Consider the following 20,185-nt stretch of genomic DNA (forward strand, 5'->3'; position numbering starts at 1 on the left):
CATGTTTATTTCAATGAATTGGATCTCTGATTTCGTTGACCTTTCAGGTCTCGACAAGATGGAGCTTATCGCTAAGTTCTCTCTTGCAACAGCAGAGGTTGAAAATGATATTTTCCATAAGGGTGAGGATTTATCAGGCGTAGTTGTTGCCGAGATTAAGTCAGTTGAGGAGCACCCAGAATCAAAGAAGCTTCACCTTTTAAAGGTTGATGCCGGCGATGGAAAGCTTACAGATGTTGTCTGTGGAGCACCAAACGTTCGCGTTGGTATGAAGACAGCTTTTGCAAAGGTTGGAGCAAAGCTTGGTGAGATTACAATCGCACCACGCCCACTTGCAGGCTTTGAGTCACATGGTATGTGCTGTTCAGAGAAGGAAATCGGTATCTCTGATAACAACGACGGTATCATGGATATCACAGAGGATGTTGCAAATGGTACAGATATCAAGGATTTATATGAAATTGACGATATAATCTTTGAGGTCGACAATAAGTCACTTACAAACCGTCCTGATCTTTGGGGTCACTACGGTATTGCCAGAGAGTTCGCTACAATTGCAAAGCGTCCACTTAAGGAGCTTCCTACAATCGACTTAAGCAAGTACGACAATCTTGAAAAGATTGATCTTAAGATTGAGGACGAACTTTGCCAGAGATATTCTTCAATCAAGGTTGAGAACGTTGAAAAGAACGTTGCTCCTATGAACATGAGAATCCGTCTCTTCTATTGTGGTATGAGAGGAATCAACCTTCTCACAGACCTTACAAACTATCTTATGCTTGAAATGGGTCAGCCAATGCATGCTTTTGATTCACGTAAGGTTGGCAAGATTCGTATCAAGAGATTTGATAAGCCATTTACTTTCACAACACTTGATGGTGTTGAGAGAAACATAGATGAGAACACACTTATGATTTGCAACGATAACACACCAGTTGCTATCGCAGGTATCATGGGTGGTCTCGATTCAGAAATCGTTGAGGATACAACACAGCTTACTCTTGAGTCTGCTACATTTAACGCAGCTTCAATCAGAAAGAGTGCAGTTCGTCTTGCCCACAGAACAGATGCTTCTGCACGTTATGAGAAGAGCCTTGATCCAGAGATGACTACAGTTGCCATCGCTCGTTTCATGAAGCTTCTTCTTGATATCGACCCAGGTGTAAAGGTTGTATCAGCACTTACTGATGAATATGCATTCCATTATCCACACATTGCCCTTGATTTTGACAAGAACTTTGTGGATAAGTACACTGGAATTGAGATTACAAACGAGCATATTGTGGATACACTTACAGCTCTTGGATTTGGTGTTACACACGATGGAGACAATTTCCATGTGGATGTTCCTTCATACCGTGCTACAAAGGATATCAGCTTAAAGGCAGATATCATCGAAGAGATTACACGTATCTACGGTTATGATAACTTTGAATTAGTTACAACAGCTGCTCCTCTTTATCCAGTTCGTATGGATGAGACAAAGAACGTAGAGGACAGAATTAAGGATATCCTTGTTAAGAGATTTAAGCTTCACGAGGTACATTCTTATGTATGGCAGTATGCTGATGAGTACAAGAAGCTTGGAATGGAAGTAGAAGAGAATGTTAAGCTTGCTAATTCTACTAACCCTAACATTGAGACTCTCAGAAACTCAATGATTCCAACACAGCTTTGCCAGGTTAATTACAATACAGGCTATGCTACTGATTTTGGTATTTTCGAAGTTGGTCGTGTTGTTGAAGGACTTAAGGCTGATGGTCTTTGCGACGAGAAGAAGAAGCTTTGCATCACATTATTCTCTAAGACAAAGTCACTTGAGCAGCTTTACTTCGAACTTCGCGATATGATTGCTGAGACAGTAGATGATGTTAGAAATAAGGCTCTTACATATAAGAAGCTTGAGGCTACACATTCATATGAGCATCCAAAGAATCTTAATGCACTTGTTCTTGATGGTGTTCAGATTGGTAAAATCGGTGTTGCTCACCCAGTAGTTTCAAAGAAGATTGATAAGAAAGCAGCTATCGTATTTGCAGAAATCGATGTTGAGGCCCTTTCAGATATCAATCCAGAGCCTATAAAATATGTAGAACCATCAAAATATCCATCAATTGAAGTAGATTTATCATTTATTGCCGAGAAATTTTCAGAAATAAATGATACAATAAAAGAAAGTGCTAAGGATATCTTGAAGAAGGTCGGTGTATCTGACGTATATTCAGATGGAGATAGCAAGTCAATTACCGTAAGATTGCTCTTTGGGGATGATGAGCGTACTCTTACACATGACGAAGTTCAGAAGGTAGTTGACGAGATTATTGAGAAGCTTAAGACTAAGGGGATAAATCTTAAAGCTTAAACGGGTAACTACTAATTAATGTATTGGGGGGCATGAGATGGAGGAGAAAAGAAAAAGCAAACGTTTAGACATTGGTGTAAAGGTTGAGATCGAGCGAATTGATGAAGCCAACATCACCACCGTGAAGTACATGGAGGTTGAGGTAACCAATATCTCGAAGACAGGTTTAGCTTTTAGGGTTCCTAATGTTGAATTTGAAATTGGAGCATGCTTTGATGCTAAGATTCAGATTTGGACAAAGGAAACCATTGATTCCGTATTTAAGGTTGTTCGCTCAAACAAGCTTGATGGCGACATCTATGAGTATGGCTGTATCTTTGTCGGCATGACAGATACAGATGCGCTGAAGATTGAGATTTATCAGTTGTTTAGCGACGCAGAATAGAGGAGACATAAATTGGATTCTAGCATTATTTTTCCAAATCTTCATATCACTCTAAACAATATTGAAAAAGGATTCCATATCGGGTCCTTTTTCATTGCGTTTTACGGCGTTATTATTGCCATCGGTATGTTGGTAGGGGTATGTTTTATTTTACATGAGGCAAAGCGACAGGGCTTTGATGAAGATAAGTTTTTAGATATTTGTATTATCACTATTATTGTTGGCGTCATAGGCGCCAGACTGTACTATGTTATATTTGCCTGGGAATATTATAAGGACAATCTGCTAAGCATATTTAACATCAGGCAGGGTGGACTTGCTATTTATGGTGGAGTTCTTGCAGGTATAGCAAGTGTTGCAGTCCTTTGTAAGATTAGAAAGCACAATTTCCTGCAGGTTATGGATATTTGCATTATCGGAGTTGTAATCGGCCAGATATTTGGACGCTGGGGCAACTTCTTCAACAGAGAAGTCTTTGGACAGTACACAGATGGACTTTTCGCCATGTTGTTACCAATCAATTCCATTAGAAGCCAGCAGGATGTTACAGCGGAAATGCTGAGCAACCTTGTTCAGATAAACGGAGTCGATTACATATCTGTACATCCTACATTTTTATATGAATCATTATGGAATCTAGGCCTGCTTATTATCTTGCTTTTGATGATTAAGAATAAGAAGTTCAATGGACAGGTATTCTTTACTTATCTCTTAGGCTATGGAGCAGGACGCTTCTGGATAGAAGGTATCCGCACAGATCAGCTTAAGCTTTGGGGAACAAGCATCCCTGTATCCCAGGCATTAGCTGCTATCTTAATTGTGCTTGGCACAGGATTGTATGTATATAATCTGCAGAAATTAAAAAATAATTAAATTAAATTGTATTTTTTTAAGAACAATCAAAGACATTGGTGCTTCCAATGTCTTTTTTTTATGTCTTTTTTAGCATATCTAGTGCCAATAGTGGGAACTGCCACCACTTTATACCACATGTGGGGAATATTGATTTTACGGGCTTCGCGGGTTGCGAAGAAGGGGAATTTGGTTTAGAATGTAGTTAAAAGTGGAGGAAAGTGGAATAAAAGTGTCATAAAGTGGTGGATATGGAGACAGTCTGCCATTTGGAAAGGAGGAAGTGTCTCATGTTCATGGGCGAATACAGTCACAATTTAGACGCGAAAAACCGTCTTATTATGCCTGCCAAGTTTCGTGAGCAGTTGGGAGATCACTTCGTTGCCACTAAGGGACTTGATGGATGCCTCTTCGTTTATCCACTTAGCGAATGGCAGACTATCGAGGAAAAGTTCCGAGAAATTCCACGTACCACAAAGGATGCTAGAAAGTTCTCCAGATTCTTCTTTGCAGGAGCAGCAGAATGCGACATTGATAAGCAGGGAAGAGTACTTATTCCAGCTACTCTTAAAGAATATGCTGGAATCGATAAGGAAGTGGTTTCTGTAGGTGTACTTAATCGAATTGAAATTTGGTCTAAGGAACGCTGGATTGAGGAAGGCACTTACGACGATATGGATGAAATTGCAGAGCACATGGCTGAGCTTGGTCTCGGAATTTAAGGAGTTAAATGGAATTTAATCATTATTCGGTTCTCTTACATGAGACAGTGGACAATTTAAATATTAAGCCTGATGGAATTTATGTTGACGGTACACTTGGCGGTGGCGGACATTCATTTGAGATTGCAAGTCACCTTACTACCGGACACCTTTATGGATTCGATCAGGACACCGATGCCCTGAAGGCAGCTGGGGAGAGGCTTGCATGCTACGGGGATAAGGTCACCAGAATTCATAGCAATTATGAATTCATGAAGGAGCGTCTTGCTGAGCTTGGCGTCACAAAGGTAGATGGCATTATGCTTGACCTTGGTGTTTCCAGCTTCCAGCTTGATGAGGCAGACAGAGGTTTTACTTACAGAGTAGATGATGCTCCACTTGATATGCGTATGGACAAGGACAATCCTATGACGGCTGCTGATATTGTTAATACATATTCAGCAGAGGATTTGACCCGTGTCCTATACACATATGGTGAGGAGAAATTTTCAAAGCAGATTGTTAAGAACATTATCAAAGAAAGAGAAAAGGCTCCTATTCTTACAGCTGGTCAGCTGAATAAGATTATTGCTGAGAGCATTCCAAAGAAGGCTCAGGTGGGACAGGGCCATCCTTCAAAGAGAACCTATCAGGCTCTTCGAATTGAATTAAACAGAGAACTTACAGTTCTTGAAAATCATATAGACGATATGATTGATTTACTTAATCCAGGTGGAAGACTTTGTATCATCACCTTCCATTCGCTGGAGGACAGAATCACAAAGGTTGCTTTTAAGAGAAATGAGGACCCTTGTACATGTCCAAAGAATTTCCCGGTTTGTGTATGTGGGAAAAAGTCAAAGGGAAAAGTGGTTACGAGAAAGCCAATTTTACCTAGTGATGAGGAGCTGGAGGCAAACTCTCGCTCAAAGAGTGCAAAGCTTAGAGTTTTCGAACGTGGTGATGAAGCCTGAACAATTAGAGAAATTATATGCTAGTTTTGATTGCTAGTTGGGATAGAGGAATAGAGATATGCAGGAATTAAAGACTTACTACTACAACGATGGCAATGCCGTCCGCAAAGAGACAGGATATCAGATGCGTCCGGCTAGAAGTCTGCCTAATCGTGAACAGCGTGAGCGTGAGAAACGTGAAGAGGCCATCCGTCGTCAGAAGATTACAGATAGAAAACGTGCGAGAGCACTTAGAAAAAATAGATTATTAACAGCATATATGATTATGGCGGTAGTACTTACATGCCTTATGCTTGTAAGCTACGTGGCACTTCAGACAAATGTTACTACAAGAATGAGTCATATTGCAGATATGGAAAATGAGCTTTCTACTATCAATGCAGATAACAATGCTGCAGAGAGCAGAATCGCCACAAATACTAATCTTTCGGATATAAAAGACAAGGCAATAAATGAGTTGGGAATGGTATATGCAACCAGCAACCAAATAGTGTATTATAGTATAGATGGTTCTGACTACATGAGTCAGTACAAGGATATACCATAGGAAGATAATGCATAATGCCTAGTAATAAAAAACGAAGAAGAATAAAACCTAATAAAAAAATCTTAAAAAGAATGCAAAGAAAACTCTGGCTAGTCTTTGGAGTTGTTTGTATTCTTTTTGTTGTTCTAATAGGTCGTATTATGTACATCCAGTACACTAGTGGAGACAAATACGAAAAGATTGTTTTAGCTCAGCAAAAATACGACAGCACGATTATTCCATTTCAGAGAGGAAACATTGTTGATACCAGAGGAACAGTACTTGCTACCAGTGTGGATGTTTACAACGTTATTCTTGATAGCAAGGTGCTTAATGAAAATGAAAAGAAAGCTAAGGATAAAAATAAGGATAGCTGTATTACAGCTACAGTAAACCTTGTAGCAGAATGCTTTCCTGAAATAGATAAAGAAAAGATTAGAACTCAGCTTGAGAAACATCCAAAATCAGCATATTATGTTCTGGCAAAAAAGGTTCCCTATGAAGAGATGGCTGCATTTGAAGAGAAGAAAGCTTCAAAAGAATACAAAGGAAAGGTCTTTGGTATTTGGTTTGAAAAGGAATACGTCAGACAATATCCATATGGAACACTTGCTGCAGCTACAATAGGTTATGCCAGCAGTGGTAATGTGGGTGTTATAGGTCTTGAAAATAAATATTCTAATGTGTTAAACGGAATCAACGGCCGTACATACGGTTATCTTAATTCAGACAGTAACCTTGAGCAGACAACAATCGATGCCACAAATGGAAACAACATTGTATTGTCACTTGATGTTAACATCCAGACTATTGCAGAAAATGCCATCAAAGAATGGAATGAAAAGACAATGGCTCAGTATAATGCAGATCATCCTGACGAGCCAGAGTATCAGGGTTCACTTCATACGGCAGCACTGGTTATGAATCCAAATACTGGCGAGATTCTTGCCATGGCTCAGTATCCTTCATTTGATTTGAATAATCCTAGGGATTTATCTGCATACTATACAGAAGAGCAGATATCTCAGATGTCCACAGATGAAAAGATGGATAAGCTCAATAAGATTTGGCAGAACTTCCCAATTACCTACACTTACGAGCCAGGTTCCACATTCAAGCCATTCACGGTGGCTATGGGACTGGAGACAGGAGCTTTGACTGGAAATGAGACATACTTCTGTGATGGTGGTGAGATGATTTCCGGCTATCCAAAGCTGGTAAAATGTGTTGCCCACAATAAAGGTGGTCACGGCACACAGACTATTGCAGATGCGCTTTCTAATTCCTGCAATGATGCTTTGATGCAGATGGTAAGAGTAATTGGACCTGATATTTTTTCAGATTACCAGTCAATATTTGGTTTTGGACAGAAAACCGGAATAGATCTTACTGGAGAGGCCAGTACAGCAGGCTTGATTTACAGTAAGGAGGATTTGCATTCAGCAATCAACCTTGCTACTAATTCCTTTGGACAGAACTTTAACACCACCATGATTCAGCTTGGAACAGGATTTTGTTCTCTTGTAAATGGTGGAAATCTTTATGAGCCTCATCTTGTAAAAAAGATAACCGACTCAAATGGAAACACAGTTAGTGAGATAGAGCCTACTCTTTTAAAGAAGACAGTTTCAAAAGAAGTTAGTGATATGTTAAAAGAGTATCTTCATTTCGTTGTATCAGATGGTACAGGAAAGACTGCCGGTGTTAACGGATATACCATCGGTGGTAAGACTGGTACAGCGGAGAAGCTTCCTCGAGGCAATCACAAATACCTGGTTTCCTTCATTGGCTTTGCACCTGTTGATAATCCGCAGCTTGTAGTATATGTTATTGTTGACGAACCTGGAGTAGGAGCAGAGGGCAACAATCAGGCCCACAGTAGCTTTGCTCAGGAAATTGTTCATAATATTTTTGAACAGGCATTACCTTATATGGGTGTAGAATCTTCTCTTACAGAAGAAGAGGAGGCTGCCGCAGCATCAGCTCTTACCGAGGCTGCACAGCAGAGTGAGAGCGAGCCAGATGAAGGTGTAGCTGAAGACACACCAGAAGGAGGCGAATCTACAGCAGATCCGTCCGTAACACCAGACAATGGTAACGAAGAAGAACATAATTAAAAAATTAGATGAGCTGGTAAGTGACAAGCTCCTAGATTTCCTTAGCGAATCGTGTTAGATGAGCGGGGAAATACTAGGGCTTGTTACTGTAACCAGCAGATTGGAGTAGTTAGAATGTTAGAAGTTTTTTTACCTATGTTAATTGCATTTTTTATAGTTATTGCCCTTGCGCCAATTTGCATCCCTCTTTTGAGACGTCTTAAGATGGGAAACACTGAGCGTGAGTACATCAAGGAACACAAGGCTAAGAATGGTACACCTTCCATGGGTGGTATCATGATTCTTATTGCTTTTGCTGTAGTTTCATTACTTTTTGGAAGAAACGTTCCACACATCTATCCAATTGTTATTCTTACAGTAGGTTTTGGTATCCTTGGGTTTGTTGATGATTTACTCAAAGCATTAAAGCGCAGTTCAGATGGCCTTAAGGCATGGCAGAAGATGCTTGGACAGATTCTTTTAACAACAGGTTTTGCAGTATACATGGTAAAGTTTTCTGATGTTTCATTAGAGCTTCGCATCCCAGCTACAGGTGCGTTTGTTGATATTAGCTGGCTTTCAGTGCCACTTCTTTTCCTTGCAGTTCTTGGAACAGTCAATGGCGCCAACTTTACAGATGGTCTTGATGGTCTTGCTACTTCAGTTACACTTGCTATCGCAGGTTTCTGGGGTCTTGTAGCCATTCACCTTTCTTCAGATATCACTCCAGCAATTGCAGCTATGATTGGTGCGTTGTTTGGATTTTTAATGTTTAATGTTCACCCTGCAAAGATTTTCATGGGAGATACAGGTTCACTTGCTCTTGGAGCATTTGTTGTTTCTGTAGCATACACACTTCAGATGCCTATTTTCATTATTGTTGTGGCTCTGATTTATCTTGCAGAGGTACTTTCTGTTATTCTTCAGGTAGGTTACTTTAAGATGACAGGCGGAAAGAGAATTTTCAGAATGGCTCCAATTCATCATCATTATGAGCTTGGTGGCTGGTCTGAGGTGAAGGTTGTTGCTGTTTTCACTACAGTTACAATTTTCTTATGCACATTTGCATACTTTTTGGTATAGGGGAGTTAATTTAGTTTTATGAAAAGAGACAAGGAGTTGGCCGCTTCAAGACGAGAGGCCAGACAACGAAAGAAAATTAAAAAGCTTCTGAATTTCGATTACACACTGCTTTTTATCGTTGTGTTTATTTTAGCCTTCGGTCTGGTTATGCTTTACAGTACATCAGCTTATGCAGCATCGCTGAAGATGGGAGATTCCACATTCTATCTTAAGAAGCAGTTGTTTGCTGCCGGGCTTGGTTTTGTGGGCATGAGCTTTTTTACTAAGGTTGATTATAGAAGGTGGAGTGCTTTTGTTATTCCACTTTATTTCATATCTATTTTCTTATGTGTAATTGTTAATTTCGTAGGTACCACTTTAAATGGTTCTACACGTTGGCTCAAAATCGGTGGAGTTTCTGTTCAGCCTTCAGAGATTGGTAAGGTTTCAGTTATTTTACTGATTGCTTTTGTTGTGGACAGAGCGCCAAAATATCAGAGAACTCTTCAGGGTACAGTCCGTACATTGGCATTGATAATTCCTATTTTCGGTGTTGTTGCCTACAACAACTTGTCTACAGCTATCATTATTGCCGGAATAGCATTTATCATGACATTTGTGGCATCACCAAAATACAGACCATTCTTCCTTGCAGGTGCTGGATTTATTGGCTTGGGATTTTTGGCTATTCACTTTGTAAGCTACAGAGCACAGCGTATCGCAGCATGGCTTCATCCGGAAGATTATATCGAGGAGACTGGTTTCCAGATTCTTCAGGGTCTTTATGCCATTGGTAGTGGCGGATTGTTTGGAAAAGGCCTTGGCGGCAGTATGCAAAAATACATTGTGCCAGAGGCTCAGAACGATATGATTTTTTCAATTATCTGCGAGGAATTAGGAGTTTTCGGTGCAGTGTGTATCATACTGCTTTACATTTTGTTGCTCTACAGATTACTTTTCATTGCAAATCACGCCAAGGACATGTTTGGCTCATATATTTGTATAGGAATAATGGCTCATATCGCGCTCCAGGTTGTACTTAATATTGCCGTTGTTACCAATTCTATTCCAAACACAGGTGTGTCCCTTCCATTAATCAGTTATGGTGGTACATCAGTAGCGATTCTTTTATCGGAATTTGGATTAGCCCTTAGCGTTTCTAAGAATATGGATTTTGACATGGAGGAATATGAGTAAACGAAGACGAAGACGTAGAAAAGCCATTGTGCTTATTCTTGTAGAGTTAATATTAGCTGTAGTTATCGTAGCTACTTTACTGGCCGTGGGTGCATATTTCCTTTGCCCTATTAAGGAATTGTCAGTAGAGGGAACAGATCTTTACACGTCTGAAGAGATTAAGAATTACATATTGGATGATAAATATTCCGGAAATGCAATTTATGCTTTTGCCAAAAATAAGCTGTTCCCTAAGGGGGATGCGGAATTTATTGATTCCTTTGATGTAAAGCTTACAGGAATGAACTCAATTACGATTGTTTGTAATGAGAAGAAGATTCTTGGCTATATTCCTCAGGAAGATGGAAAGTACATTTACTTTAACTATAGTGGAGAAATAGTAGAGATTAGTGACACCTTTGTGGATAGAGGCTATATGAAGGTGGAAGGAGTGGTCTGTGAGGACCCAGAGATTGGTGTGAAACTTCCTATAGGAAAGGAACAGATTGGATATCTCACCTCATTAATCAAGATATTAAATAAAAATGATTTAATGCCAAATGTGGTTTCATATGATGAAGATGGTCGAATTACATTGTCATATGACACCTATAATATATCCCTTGGAAGTAGTGTTTATCTGGAGGAGAAGATAGACCGTGCACTACGCATCCTGCCACAGCTGGAAGGAATGGTCGGAACACTACATCTTGAAAATTATTCCACCTCCAGCACAGATATTGTATTCGAAAAGGACTCTGGAGAGGAAGAAAATTAACTTTTTTTGATAAAAAACGGTTGATAAATAGAGTGAAAAAATATAATATTATATATAGTATTTTGGTATTAGAGAATTTGTTTGACCTCCCTTAGAGGTTTAATAATAAGGAGGATAAAGTTTTGATTAACATTACGACTGACGAGACAGGGGCTCCTGTCAGAATCATTGTTGTAGGCGTAGGCGGCGCTGGCAATAATGCAGTAAAGCGTATGGTTGAAGAGGGAATTGGGGGAGTTGAGTTCATTGGCATCAACACTGATAAGCAGGCGTTGGATTTATGTAAGGCGCCTACTCTTTTAGCTATAGGTGAGAAAACAACAGGTGGTAAGGGCGCAGGCGCTAATCCAGAAGTAGGCATGAAGTCTGCTGAGGAGAGTGCAGAAGATATTTCAGCAGCTATTAAGGGTGCTGATATGGTATTCATCACATGTGGTATGGGTGGTGGTACTGGTACAGGTGCTGCTCCAGTTGTTGCTAGAATCGCAAAGGAACAGGGCATCCTTACAGTAGGTATCGTTACAAAGCCTTTCCAGTTTGAAGGAAAGCCACGTATGAACAATGCCCTTAATGGTATTGAAAGATTAAAGGAGAGCGTAGATACTCTTATCGTTATCCCTAACCAGAAGCTTGTTGAGATTTGCAACAAGTCTATGGGTATTGGCGAGAGCTTCCGTATGGCAGATCAGGTGCTTCACCAGTCTGTTCAGGGTATCACAGATCTTATTACTAAGAATTCGCTCATTAACCTTGACTTCGCAGACGTTCAGACTGTTATGAAGGACAAGGGATTAGCACACGTAGGTATCGGTTCTGCTAAGGGTGATGAGAAGGCTCTTGAGGCTGTTAAGGCAGCTGTTGCTTCTCCACTTCTTGAGACAAGCATCCAGGGTGCTACAGATGTTATCGTTAATATCTGTGGTGATGTTGGTCTTAACGATGCAAACGAGGCTACATCATATGTTCAGGATATGACAGGTGCAGATGCAAATATCATCCTTGGTATCACAGTTGATGAGTCTATGGATGATGAGGTTTCTGTTACAGTTATCGCTACAGGTCTTGGCGAGCCAGTTGCAGCACCAACAGGTGCATTCCGCAACTCAGCAGGTATGGTTTACAATGCACAGCCTAGACAGTCTAGCGCAGATTTACTTGCCAGCATGAACAGAGCAGCAGCTCCAGCTGGTCAGGCAGGTGTTACAAATCCTACACCAGTAGTTAACAGACCTGTTACACCTACACCATCTATTCATAAGCCAGTTACACCAGTGGCTCCTACAGAGAGCTCAGTACCAGAGCTCAACATCAAGATGCCAGATTTCATGAGCTCAATCAAGAAATAATATATATGTAAATACGAAACTCCCTTACATTTGTAAGGGAGTTTTTTTATATTTCGTACTTGGATTTTTTCTTTGTTATCTCAGCCATGTAGGCTGCTGTAATAATACCTGTTGGAAGGGCGATGACAGCCATTCCGACCAAAGCTGAAATCATAGTAATGAATCGTCCTACCGGTGTGATAGGAGAAATATCTCCATATCCGATAGTGGTAATTGAAATGGTCGCCCAGTATAAAGCATCAAAGAAGGTATCAAACAGGTTTGGCTCCAATTGGAAAACCAGCATTGCAGATACTATGATATAAACGATAATCAAAATCAATACTGCAAAGAGCTGAGCCTTTACCTTTCTTACAACATTTGCGATAATTACCATGGTTTTTGAGTATCTTACTAGTTTAAGCACTCTGAAGATTCTAAAAAGTCTAAAGAGTGAAATGATGGTGGATACTGGGAAGAAGATATATAAAACCGGAGAAATAGATAACAGGTCAAATAAAGCCAATGGAGTAAAGATATAAGCTATATATGCTCTGTAATGCTTATATCCCATTTTATAATCTGCGGTATATATTCTGGCTATATAGTCAATAATAAAGAGGATGCTTACAGTTAGATCTATAATCAGAGTGAGAGTGTTATTTCCTTTTTGAGTCAAAGGAACAAGGCCTACGACTATGGCTACGGTCATTAGTCTGTCGTAAGCACGACTGGAAACATCACCTACAGAAGATACTTCCAGAACCTCATAAATCCTTCGCTTGAAATCATATTCATTATCCATTAGATGTTACCACCTTTGATAAACGCAACTATACCAAGAATAATTAAAGCAATAGTAAGAATGTTGCATAACAGCACAAATATCCTGGCTTGCTTTGTATGGGCATCCTGTGTTAGTCCTGAATCACTTATTAAGATGTCTTTATTAGATTTCTCTTTTTTATTCATAGAAACAATCTCCTAAAATAGATAATATCATTGGAATGTGAAAAATAATTATACACATTATGATAATTTTCGTATCTTTATCTCAACAGCGTACTTGCAAATCTTGCAAAGTATGGAAGGCTGGAGAATCATTTTTTGTAAATCACGATTTTATTTTAAAAATAATCTAAAAATTCATATTGACACCATGTAATTGTAATGATATAGTTACTTCAACGTAATAAAGTACTAAACCGATGAGGGAGAAGAGTACCTCTACATGATTCTTTAGAGAGAGCTGCGATGGTGGGATGCAGTAAGATAGTGTTTTGGGAATGGACTCCTGAGGGCGTGAGGAAATAGCATTTGCTAGAGTATTGCACGACGTAAGACACACGTTAGTTGTCAGGGATATGATGGTATCCTGTAAAGAGCATAAGCATTGCTTATGAATTCAAGGTGGCACCGCGGAATAGATTTTTCGTCCTTGATAGAAACCAGAGGTTTCTGTCAGGGACTTTTTTATTAGGCAGAAACCAAATATACATCAGGAGGATAAGAAAATGATTAAAGAAGCAATCGCAAAAATCGTAAACAAAGGTGACCTTGCATATGATGAGGCTTACCAGGTAATGAATGAGATTATGAATGGAGAAACATCTCAGACCCAGAACGCAGCTTTCCTTGCAGCACTTTCAACAAAGAGTGCAAAGGCTGAGACTACAGACGAAATCGCTGGATGTGCTACAGCAATGAGAGAGCATGCACTTAAGGTTGAAACTGGTATGGATGTTTTTGAGATAGTAGGAACTGGTGGAGACAATGCACACAGCTTTAACATTTCAACAACTTCAGCTTTAGTAGCTGCAGCTGGTGGAATGAAGGTTGCAAAGCATGGAAACAGAGCAGCATCTTCACTTTGCGGAACAGCTGATTGTCTTGAGGCACTTGGAGTAAACATCCAGCAGGATCCAGAGAAGTGTGTAGAGCTTTTGGAAAAAGTAGGAATGTGTTTCTTCTTCGCTCAGAAATATCACACATCAATGAAGTATGTAGGAGCTATCAGAAAAGAGCTTGGATTCAGAACAGTATTCAACATCTTAGGACCACTTACAAATCCAGCTACTCCTTCAATGCAGCTTCTTGGTGTTTATGATGAATACTTGGTAGAGCCACTTGCACAGGTACTTGTAAGCCTTGGTGTTAAGAGAGGAATGGTTGTATACGGAATGGATAAGCTTGATGAGATCTCATTAAGCGCACCAACTAAGATTTGTGAAATCTACAACGGAGAATTACTTACATACACAATTAAGCCTGAGGACTTCGGATTTAACAGATGTACAAAAGAAGACTTACAGGGAGGCACACCTGAGGAGAACGCAAAGATTACAAGAGAAATCTTAAACGGTGCAAAGGGACCTAAGAGAGATGCAGTACTTTTAAATGCAGGAGCATCACTTTTCATCGGAGGAAAAGCAGAGAGCTTCTCAGAGGGAATAAAACTTGCAGCTGAAATCATTGATTCAGGAAAGGCTCTTGAGACATTAGAGAAATTTGTTTTAGTTAGCAACGAGATAAAAGCAGGAGAAACAGATGAACATACTACAGCAGCTAGGGCAGCATGCAACGCATAGAGTTGAGGAAGCAAAAAAGAATATTTCTTTGGAAGAATTAAAGGCACAGGCACTTAGTCTTCCAAAGGGAAGCTTCGAATTTGAGGAAGCCCTTAAAAAGCCTGGTATTAGTTTTATCTGTGAGTGCAAAAAAGCTTCTCCTTCAAAGGGAATCATTGCTGAAGAATTTGATTATCTGCAGATAGCTAAGGATTATGAAAAAGCTGGTGCAGACTGTATATCAGTTCTCACTGAACCTAAATGGTTTTTAGGTAGTGATGAATATCTTAGAGAAATTGCAAATACGGTAAAGATCCCATGTATCAGAAAGGATTTTACTGTAGATGAATATATGATTTACGAGGCGAAAATACTTGGTGCCAAGGCAGTACTTCTTATTTGTGCCATCCTCACAGAGGAGCAGATAAAAGAATATATTCGTATATGCGATATACTTGGACTTAGTGCTTTGGTGGAGGCTCATGATGCTGATGAAGTAAAAATGGCCATTAGGTCAGGAGCACGACTAATCGGTGTTAATAACAGAAATCTAAAAGATTTCTCAGTAGACACAGGAAACAGCAGAGGATTAAGAGAAATGGTTCCAGAGGATGTGATTTTCGTATCAGAAAGCGGTATCCAAGGACCAGAAGATATAAAGCTATTGAGAGATGCCAAAGTAGACGCAGTGCTAATTGGTGAAACCTTAATGAAGGCGGAAGATAAGGCAACAAAACTTAGAGAGTTAAGAGGAAATTGAGATGACAGCTATAAAATTATGCGGACTTACAAGAGAAGAAGATATAAGAAAAGCTAACGAAGTTAAGCCAGAATATGTTGGTTTTGTCTTTTACGAGAAGAGCAGACGTAATGTCACAAAGGATAAGGCAAAGAAGCTCAGAGCTATGCTTAATCCAGAGATTAAAACAGTAGGCGTATTCGTTGATGCTAATCCTGTTGATATCGAAAATCTTTATGATGAGAGAATCATCGATGTGGCTCAGCTTCACGGAAATGAAAGCGAGGATTATATCAAGGAGCTTCAGGATAAGAGCATTCCTGTTATCAAGAGATTCAAGGGAGATGAGCCAGAGGAGCTTATCAAGGCTGAAAAATCCAGCGCAGACATGATTCTTTTTGATGTAGGACAGGGAGATGGAGAGACTTTTAACTGGAAGCTTTTAGGTTATGTGGACAGACCTTTCATTTTAGCTGGAGGTCTCAATCAGGAAAATGTTGCAGAGGCTATTGAGGCTACAAATCCATATGGAGTAGATGTCAGCTCAGGTATCGAGACAGATAAACTCAAGGATGGCCACAAGATGCGTGAATTCGTAAATGCGGTAAGAGAGGATAAGAAAGTGGGAAAGACTACAGGAAGATTCGGAGTCCACGGTGGTCAGTATATTCCAGAAACACTTATGAATGCAGTAAAAGAGCTGGAAGAGGCGTACAACCACTATAAGGATGATCCAGATTTTAATAGAGAATTGAAGGAACTTCTTGATAACTATGCAGGTCGTCCAAGCCTTCTTTACTACGCAGAGAAGATGACTAAGGATTTGGGCGGAGCAAAGATTTACCTTAAGAGAGAAGATTTAAATCACACAGGTTCTCATAAGATTAACAATGTATTAGGTCAGGCTCTACTTGCAAAAAAGATGGGTAAGACAAGACTTATTGCTGAGACAGGAGCAGGACAGCATGGTGTGGCAACTGCTACAGCAGCAGCCCTTCTTGATATGGAATGTGTAATCTTCATGGGTGAGGAAGACACAAAGCGTCAGGCTCTTAATGTATATAGAATGAAGCTTCTTGGCGCAGATGTTGTTCCAGTAACAAGCGGTACTGCTACTCTTAAAGATGCTGTTTCTGAGTGTATGAGAGAGTGGACTACAAGAATTGATGACACACATTACTGCCTTGGTTCTGTAATGGGACCACATCCATTCCCTACTATTGTTAGAGATTTCCAGGCAGTTATTTCCAAGGAATCAAGAGCACAGATTCTTGAGATAGAAGGCAGACTCCCAGATGCAGTTCTTGCCTGCGTAGGCGGTGGAAGTAATGCCATGGGTTCTTTCTATCACTATATTGGTGATGAGAATGTAAAACTTATCGGCTGCGAGGCTGCTGGTCGTGGAATAGATACATTTGAGACAGCAGCTACAGTTAACACTGGTAAGGTAGGAATTTTCCATGGTATGAAGTCATACTTCTGCCAGGATGAGTATGGTCAGATTGCACCTGTTTACTCTATTTCAGCTGGTCTTGATTATCCAGGTGTTGGTCCAGAGCATGCTTACCTTCACGATATTGGCAGAGCAGAGTATGTACCAGTTACAGATGACGAAGCAGTAGAAGCATTTGAGTATATAGCAAAGACAGAAGGCATTATCGCTGCAATCGAAAGCTCACATGCTATCGCATATGCGAAGAAACTGGCACCTACTATGGACAAGGATCAGATTATCATGGTTACAGTTTCAGGTCGTGGTGACAAGGATTGTGCCGCAATTGCACGTTACAGAGGAGAGAACATCTATGAGTAAGATAGCAGAAGCATTTAACAATAAAAAAGCATTCATTCCATTTATCACATGCGGTGATCCAGACCTTGAGACCACAAAGAAGATAATAAAGGAACTTGAGAAAAACGGGGCAGATTTAATTGAGCTTGGAATTCCATTTTCAGATCCTACAGCAGAAGGTCCAGTTATCATGGAAGCTAATATAAGAGCTCTCAAAAATAAGGTCACAACAGATGACGTGTTTAACATGGTTGCAGAGGTCAGTGGAGAGGTTAGCATCCCACTAGTATTTATGACTTATGCTAATGTTGTTTATTCATACGGCAGTGACAGATTCTTTGAAAAATGTAAGGAGACTGGAATCTGCGGAATTATCCTTCCTGATGTTCCATTTGAGGAAAAGGCTGAGTTTGAAGATGCAGCTGTTGAGTATGGAGTTGAGTTTGTATCAATGATAGCTCCTACTTCAGAAGACAGAATTGATATGATTTCAGCTGATGCAAGAGGCTTTATTTACATCGTATCAAGCCTTGGTGTTACAGGAACCAGAAAAGAGCTTAATGGAAATATTAAGTCTTTGGTAGAACGTGTAAGAAAGAACACTGATGTACCTTGTGCTGTTGGTTTTGGTATTTCCACACCGGAGCAGGCAGCAGAGATGGCTAATATTTCAGACGGCGCTATTGTAGGTTCTGCCATTGTAAGAGTTATTGCAGAGCATGGAAAAGATGCACCAGAGCATGTAGGTAAGTTTGTTAAGGAGATGAAGGAGGCATATTATGTTTCCTAGTTTAGAAGAGGTAAAAAAGCTGTCTGAAAGCGGAGAATATAAACGTATTCCAGTGGCGATTGAGATGCTTTCTGACAGCCTTACTGCCATTGAGACAGTAAGAATTTTAAGAAATGCCAGCCATCAGTGTTATTTACTTGAAAGTGCCAGCCAGTCTGAGACCTGGGGCAGATATTCATTCCTGGGATTTAACCCTAAAATGGAAATTACCTGCCAGGACGGAATTGTAAAGATTAAAGAGAATCATGGAGCAGACAAAACTCTTGTTGAAGAGAGAAAAGTTGCTCATCCAGGCCTCATATTACGTCAGGTGATTGCTGATTATAAGACTCCTACAGTAGAAGGACTTCCTACTTTTACAGGCGGTCTGGTTGGATATTTTTCTTATGATTACATCAAATATGCTGAGCCTAAGCTTGCCCTTGAAAATCACGGCGAGGATGATTTTAAGGACATGGACTTAATGCTTTTTGATGATGTAATTGCATTTGATAATTATAAGCAGAAGATTTTTATCATTACAGGAATTATGCTTGATACCGGTTCTCTTGAGGATGCCTATGAGCAGGCAGCCAATCGTTTGGCGCAGTTAAAGAAGCTTCTTAATGAGGGTGTAAAAAAAGAGTTTAAGCCACTTAAGCTTAATTCAGAAATCACTCCAAAGTTTACAAGAGAAGAGTATGGACAGATGGTGGAAAAGGCCAGACATTACATCAAGGAAGGTGATATCTTCCAGGTGGTGCTTTCGAATCCAATGACTGCAAAAGCTGAAGGTAGTCTGTTTGATACATACAGATATCTTCGTTCGACAAATCCATCACCATATATGTTTTACTTCAACAGTGATGATATTGAAATAGCAGGAGCATCTCCTGAGACACTTGTTAAGGTGGAACAGAAGAAGGTTAGCACATTCCCACTTGCAGGCACTCGCCCACGCGGCAAAAGTCAGAGCGAGGATGAAGCACTTGAGGCAGAACTTCTCAAAGATGAGAAAGAGCTTGCCGAGCACAACATGCTTGTGGACCTTGGCAGAAATGATATTGGAAAAATAAGCAAGCTTGGTTCTGTGAGTGTGGAAAAGTATATGGGAGTAGAGCGTTATTCCCATGTAATGCACATTGGTTCTACAGTGGTAGGACAGCTGGCAGATAATAAAGATGTTATTGATGCAGTGGATGCTATTTTACCTGCAGGAACTCTTTCTGGAGCACCAAAGTTCAGAGCATGTCAGATTATTGAGGAGCTTGAGCAGAGCAAGCGTGGCATTTACGGTGGAGCATTAGGATACATCGATTTCGCCGGCAATCTGGATGTGTGCATTGCCATAAGACTTGTCTACAAGAAAAATGATACAATCTGTATTCGTTCTGGAGCCGGAATTGTCTATGATTCCGTTCCACTTACAGAGGCAGAAGAGTGCATCAACAAAGCAAAGGCAGTAGTAAATGCTGTGAAATATGCAGAGGGGGGATTGGCATGATTTTACTTATAGATAATTACGATAGTTTTTCTTACAATCTCTACCAGCTGGTAGGCGAAATCAATTCTGATATTCTGGTAATTCGTAATGACGAACTTCGTCTATGCGATATTGAAAAGCTTAACCCAGATCAGATTATTATTTCGCCAGGTCCTGGACGACCTATAGATGCAGGAATCTGCGAGGATGTTATTGCTCATTTTGCAGGAAAGATTCCTATCCTTGGAGTGTGCCTGGGACATCAGGCAATATGTGAGACTTTTGGAGCAAATATTACCTATGCAAAGGAATTGATGCATGGTAAACAGTCAGTGGTTTCTATTGATAAGGAATGCAAATTATTCAAGGGACTTCCTGAAGAGATAAAAGTAGCCCGCTATCATTCCCTGGCTGCGGATCCAGAAGTTATTCCTTCCAATCTTAAGATAGTTGCCACTTCTGAAGATGGAGAAGTAATGGCTGTAAAGCATAAAGATTACGAAATCTATGGACTTCAGTTCCATCCGGAATCAATACTTACACCTGATGGAAGACAAATGATAAAGAATTTTATAGCATAAAAAACAGTTGAATTTGC

General features: G+C 40.1%; 19 protein-coding genes, 1 pseudogene and 1 other annotated feature. Of the genes and pseudogenes, 18 read left to right on the forward strand and 2 right to left on the reverse strand.

Translation table 11 applies throughout. The features are described from left to right. Nucleotide 1 precedes the first annotated feature (1 nt). The 11 genes from pheT (at nucleotide 2) to ftsZ (ending at nucleotide 12,258) form a co-directional block, all read left to right on the forward strand. Nucleotides 2-2,362 carry a phenylalanine--tRNA ligase subunit beta gene (gene pheT, locus G592_RS0103925; RefSeq protein ID WP_028246659.1) on the forward strand — a complete coding sequence of 787 codons (2,361 nt, stop codon included), beginning with the start codon at nucleotides 2-4 and terminating at the stop codon, nucleotides 2,360-2,362. A 37-nt stretch (nucleotides 2,363-2,399) separates the two neighbouring features. Then, on the forward strand, nucleotides 2,400-2,747 hold the full coding sequence (locus tag G592_RS0103930) for a PilZ domain-containing protein (RefSeq protein ID WP_028246660.1): 348 nt from the start codon (nucleotides 2,400-2,402) through the stop codon (nucleotides 2,745-2,747). Between the two features lie 12 nt (nucleotides 2,748-2,759). Continuing rightward, nucleotides 2,760-3,620, forward strand: a complete 861-nt coding sequence (gene lgt, locus G592_RS0103935; protein ID WP_028246661.1) for a prolipoprotein diacylglyceryl transferase — start codon at nucleotides 2,760-2,762, stop codon at nucleotides 3,618-3,620. Nucleotides 3,621-3,889: 269 nt separating this feature from the next. Further along, complete coding sequence (gene mraZ, locus G592_RS0103940; RefSeq protein WP_028246662.1) at nucleotides 3,890-4,321, forward strand: division/cell wall cluster transcriptional repressor MraZ; 432 nt, start codon at nucleotides 3,890-3,892, stop codon at nucleotides 4,319-4,321. Between the two features lie 8 nt (nucleotides 4,322-4,329). Further along, the gene (gene rsmH / locus G592_RS0103945; protein WP_028246663.1) at nucleotides 4,330-5,274 is read left to right on the forward strand and encodes a 16S rRNA (cytosine(1402)-N(4))-methyltransferase RsmH; all 945 of its coding nucleotides are present in this window, start codon (nucleotides 4,330-4,332) and stop codon (nucleotides 5,272-5,274) included. Nucleotides 5,275-5,332: 58 nt separating this feature from the next. Continuing rightward, nucleotides 5,333-5,821, forward strand: a complete 489-nt coding sequence (locus G592_RS0103950) for a hypothetical protein (RefSeq protein ID WP_028246664.1) — start codon at nucleotides 5,333-5,335, stop codon at nucleotides 5,819-5,821. Between the two features lie 14 nt (nucleotides 5,822-5,835). Beyond that, nucleotides 5,836-7,917, forward strand: coding sequence for a peptidoglycan D,D-transpeptidase FtsI family protein (locus G592_RS0103955; protein ID WP_036951699.1), 2,082 nt, complete (start codon nucleotides 5,836-5,838; stop codon nucleotides 7,915-7,917). A gap of 114 nt (nucleotides 7,918-8,031) precedes the next feature. Continuing rightward, nucleotides 8,032-8,979, forward strand: coding sequence for a phospho-N-acetylmuramoyl-pentapeptide-transferase (mraY, locus tag G592_RS0103960; RefSeq protein WP_028246666.1), 948 nt, complete (start codon nucleotides 8,032-8,034; stop codon nucleotides 8,977-8,979). A gap of 18 nt (nucleotides 8,980-8,997) precedes the next feature. Next, nucleotides 8,998-10,155 (forward strand): FtsW/RodA/SpoVE family cell cycle protein, encoded by a 1,158-nt coding sequence (locus tag G592_RS0103965; RefSeq protein ID WP_051194749.1) that lies wholly within the window; start codon nucleotides 8,998-9,000, stop codon nucleotides 10,153-10,155. Then, on the forward strand, nucleotides 10,148-10,912 hold the full coding sequence (locus G592_RS0103970) for a cell division protein FtsQ/DivIB (RefSeq protein ID WP_028246668.1): 765 nt from the start codon (nucleotides 10,148-10,150) through the stop codon (nucleotides 10,910-10,912). Before G592_RS0103965 ends, G592_RS0103970 begins: the two co-directional genes overlap by 8 nt. A 122-nt stretch (nucleotides 10,913-11,034) precedes the next feature. Further along, nucleotides 11,035-12,258: a cell division protein FtsZ gene (gene ftsZ, locus G592_RS0103975; protein WP_028246669.1), complete on the forward strand. Its 1,224-nt coding sequence runs from the start codon at nucleotides 11,035-11,037 to the stop codon at nucleotides 12,256-12,258. Nucleotides 12,259-12,304: 46 nt separating this feature from the next. Here the strand turns inward: ftsZ and G592_RS0103980 are convergent, their stop codons facing one another. Then, a complete protein-coding gene (locus G592_RS0103980) occupies nucleotides 12,305-13,042 on the reverse strand; it encodes an ion transporter (protein WP_028246670.1) in 738 nt (245 codons plus the stop codon). Further along, complete coding sequence (locus tag G592_RS17500; RefSeq protein ID WP_155942153.1) at nucleotides 13,042-13,209, reverse strand: hypothetical protein; 168 nt, start codon at nucleotides 13,207-13,209, stop codon at nucleotides 13,042-13,044. Before G592_RS17500 ends, G592_RS0103980 begins: the two co-directional genes overlap by 1 nt. Before the next feature lie 227 nt (nucleotides 13,210-13,436). Then, nucleotides 13,437-13,680, forward strand: a binding site (T-box leader). A gap of 71 nt (nucleotides 13,681-13,751) precedes the next feature. Here G592_RS17500 and trpD point away from each other — a divergent pair. The 7 genes and pseudogenes from trpD (at nucleotide 13,752) to G592_RS0104015 (ending at nucleotide 20,168) form a co-directional block, all read left to right on the forward strand. After that, nucleotides 13,752-14,825, forward strand: a complete 1,074-nt coding sequence (trpD, locus tag G592_RS0103990; RefSeq protein WP_028246671.1) for an anthranilate phosphoribosyltransferase — start codon at nucleotides 13,752-13,754, stop codon at nucleotides 14,823-14,825. After that, complete coding sequence (gene trpC / locus G592_RS0103995; RefSeq protein WP_028246672.1) at nucleotides 14,785-15,564, forward strand: indole-3-glycerol phosphate synthase TrpC; 780 nt, start codon at nucleotides 14,785-14,787, stop codon at nucleotides 15,562-15,564. Before trpD ends, trpC begins: the two co-directional genes overlap by 41 nt. A gap of 1 nt (nucleotide 15,565) precedes the next feature. Then, a pseudogene (locus G592_RS18060) lies at nucleotides 15,566-16,132 on the forward strand (phosphoribosylanthranilate isomerase); the annotation flags it as partial. After that, nucleotides 16,127-17,356 (forward strand): tryptophan synthase subunit beta, encoded by a 1,230-nt coding sequence (trpB, locus tag G592_RS0104000; RefSeq protein ID WP_051194790.1) that lies wholly within the window; start codon nucleotides 16,127-16,129, stop codon nucleotides 17,354-17,356. The pseudogene G592_RS18060 and the gene trpB, both read left to right, overlap by 6 nt. Beyond that, nucleotides 17,349-18,125, forward strand: coding sequence for a tryptophan synthase subunit alpha (trpA, locus tag G592_RS0104005; protein WP_028246674.1), 777 nt, complete (start codon nucleotides 17,349-17,351; stop codon nucleotides 18,123-18,125). Before trpB ends, trpA begins: the two co-directional genes overlap by 8 nt. Then, entirely contained in the window at nucleotides 18,115-19,608 is a 1,494-nt protein-coding gene (gene trpE, locus G592_RS0104010) for an anthranilate synthase component I (RefSeq protein ID WP_028246675.1), read from the forward strand. The genes trpA and trpE overlap by 11 nt, the downstream gene beginning before the upstream one ends. Beyond that, the gene (locus tag G592_RS0104015; protein ID WP_028246676.1) at nucleotides 19,605-20,168 is read left to right on the forward strand and encodes an anthranilate synthase component II; all 564 of its coding nucleotides are present in this window, start codon (nucleotides 19,605-19,607) and stop codon (nucleotides 20,166-20,168) included. Before trpE ends, G592_RS0104015 begins: the two co-directional genes overlap by 4 nt. Nucleotides 20,169-20,185: the final 17 nt, after the last annotated feature.

The sequence above is a fragment of the Pseudobutyrivibrio ruminis CF1b genome (assembly GCF_000424005.1).
In the GTDB taxonomy this organism is placed as follows: Bacteria; Bacillota; Clostridia; order Lachnospirales; family Lachnospiraceae; genus Pseudobutyrivibrio; species Pseudobutyrivibrio ruminis_C.

Excerpts from the sequence above, each read along its gene's own strand:
- pheT (WP_028246659.1), top strand. The coding sequence starts at position 2 with ATGTTTATTTCAATGAATTGGATCTCTGATTTCGTTGACCTTTCAGGT.
- G592_RS0103930 (WP_028246660.1), top strand. The coding sequence starts at position 2,400 with ATGGAGGAGAAAAGAAAAAGCAAACGTTTAGACATTGGTGTAAAGGTT.
- mraZ (WP_028246662.1), top strand. The coding sequence starts at position 3,890 with ATGTTCATGGGCGAATACAGTCACAATTTAGACGCGAAAAACCGTCTT.
- rsmH (WP_028246663.1), top strand. The coding sequence starts at position 4,330 with ATGGAATTTAATCATTATTCGGTTCTCTTACATGAGACAGTGGACAAT.
- G592_RS0103950 (WP_028246664.1), top strand. The coding sequence starts at position 5,333 with ATGCAGGAATTAAAGACTTACTACTACAACGATGGCAATGCCGTCCGC.
- G592_RS0103955 (WP_036951699.1), top strand. The coding sequence starts at position 5,836 with ATGCCTAGTAATAAAAAACGAAGAAGAATAAAACCTAATAAAAAAATC.
- mraY (WP_028246666.1), top strand. The coding sequence starts at position 8,032 with ATGTTAGAAGTTTTTTTACCTATGTTAATTGCATTTTTTATAGTTATT.
- G592_RS0103965 (WP_051194749.1), top strand. The coding sequence starts at position 8,998 with ATGAAAAGAGACAAGGAGTTGGCCGCTTCAAGACGAGAGGCCAGACAA.
- G592_RS0103970 (WP_028246668.1), top strand. The coding sequence starts at position 10,148 with ATGAGTAAACGAAGACGAAGACGTAGAAAAGCCATTGTGCTTATTCTT.
- G592_RS0103980 (WP_028246670.1), bottom strand. The coding sequence starts at position 13,042 with ATGGATAATGAATATGATTTCAAGCGAAGGATTTATGAGGTTCTGGAA.
- G592_RS17500 (WP_155942153.1), bottom strand. The coding sequence starts at position 13,209 with ATGAATAAAAAAGAGAAATCTAATAAAGACATCTTAATAAGTGATTCA.
- trpD (WP_028246671.1), top strand. The coding sequence starts at position 13,752 with ATGATTAAAGAAGCAATCGCAAAAATCGTAAACAAAGGTGACCTTGCA.
- trpC (WP_028246672.1), top strand. The coding sequence starts at position 14,785 with ATGAACATACTACAGCAGCTAGGGCAGCATGCAACGCATAGAGTTGAG.
- trpB (WP_051194790.1), top strand. The coding sequence starts at position 16,127 with ATGCGTGAATTCGTAAATGCGGTAAGAGAGGATAAGAAAGTGGGAAAG.
- trpA (WP_028246674.1), top strand. The coding sequence starts at position 17,349 with ATGAGTAAGATAGCAGAAGCATTTAACAATAAAAAAGCATTCATTCCA.
- trpE (WP_028246675.1), top strand. The coding sequence starts at position 18,115 with ATGTTTCCTAGTTTAGAAGAGGTAAAAAAGCTGTCTGAAAGCGGAGAA.
- G592_RS0104015 (WP_028246676.1), top strand. The coding sequence starts at position 19,605 with ATGATTTTACTTATAGATAATTACGATAGTTTTTCTTACAATCTCTAC.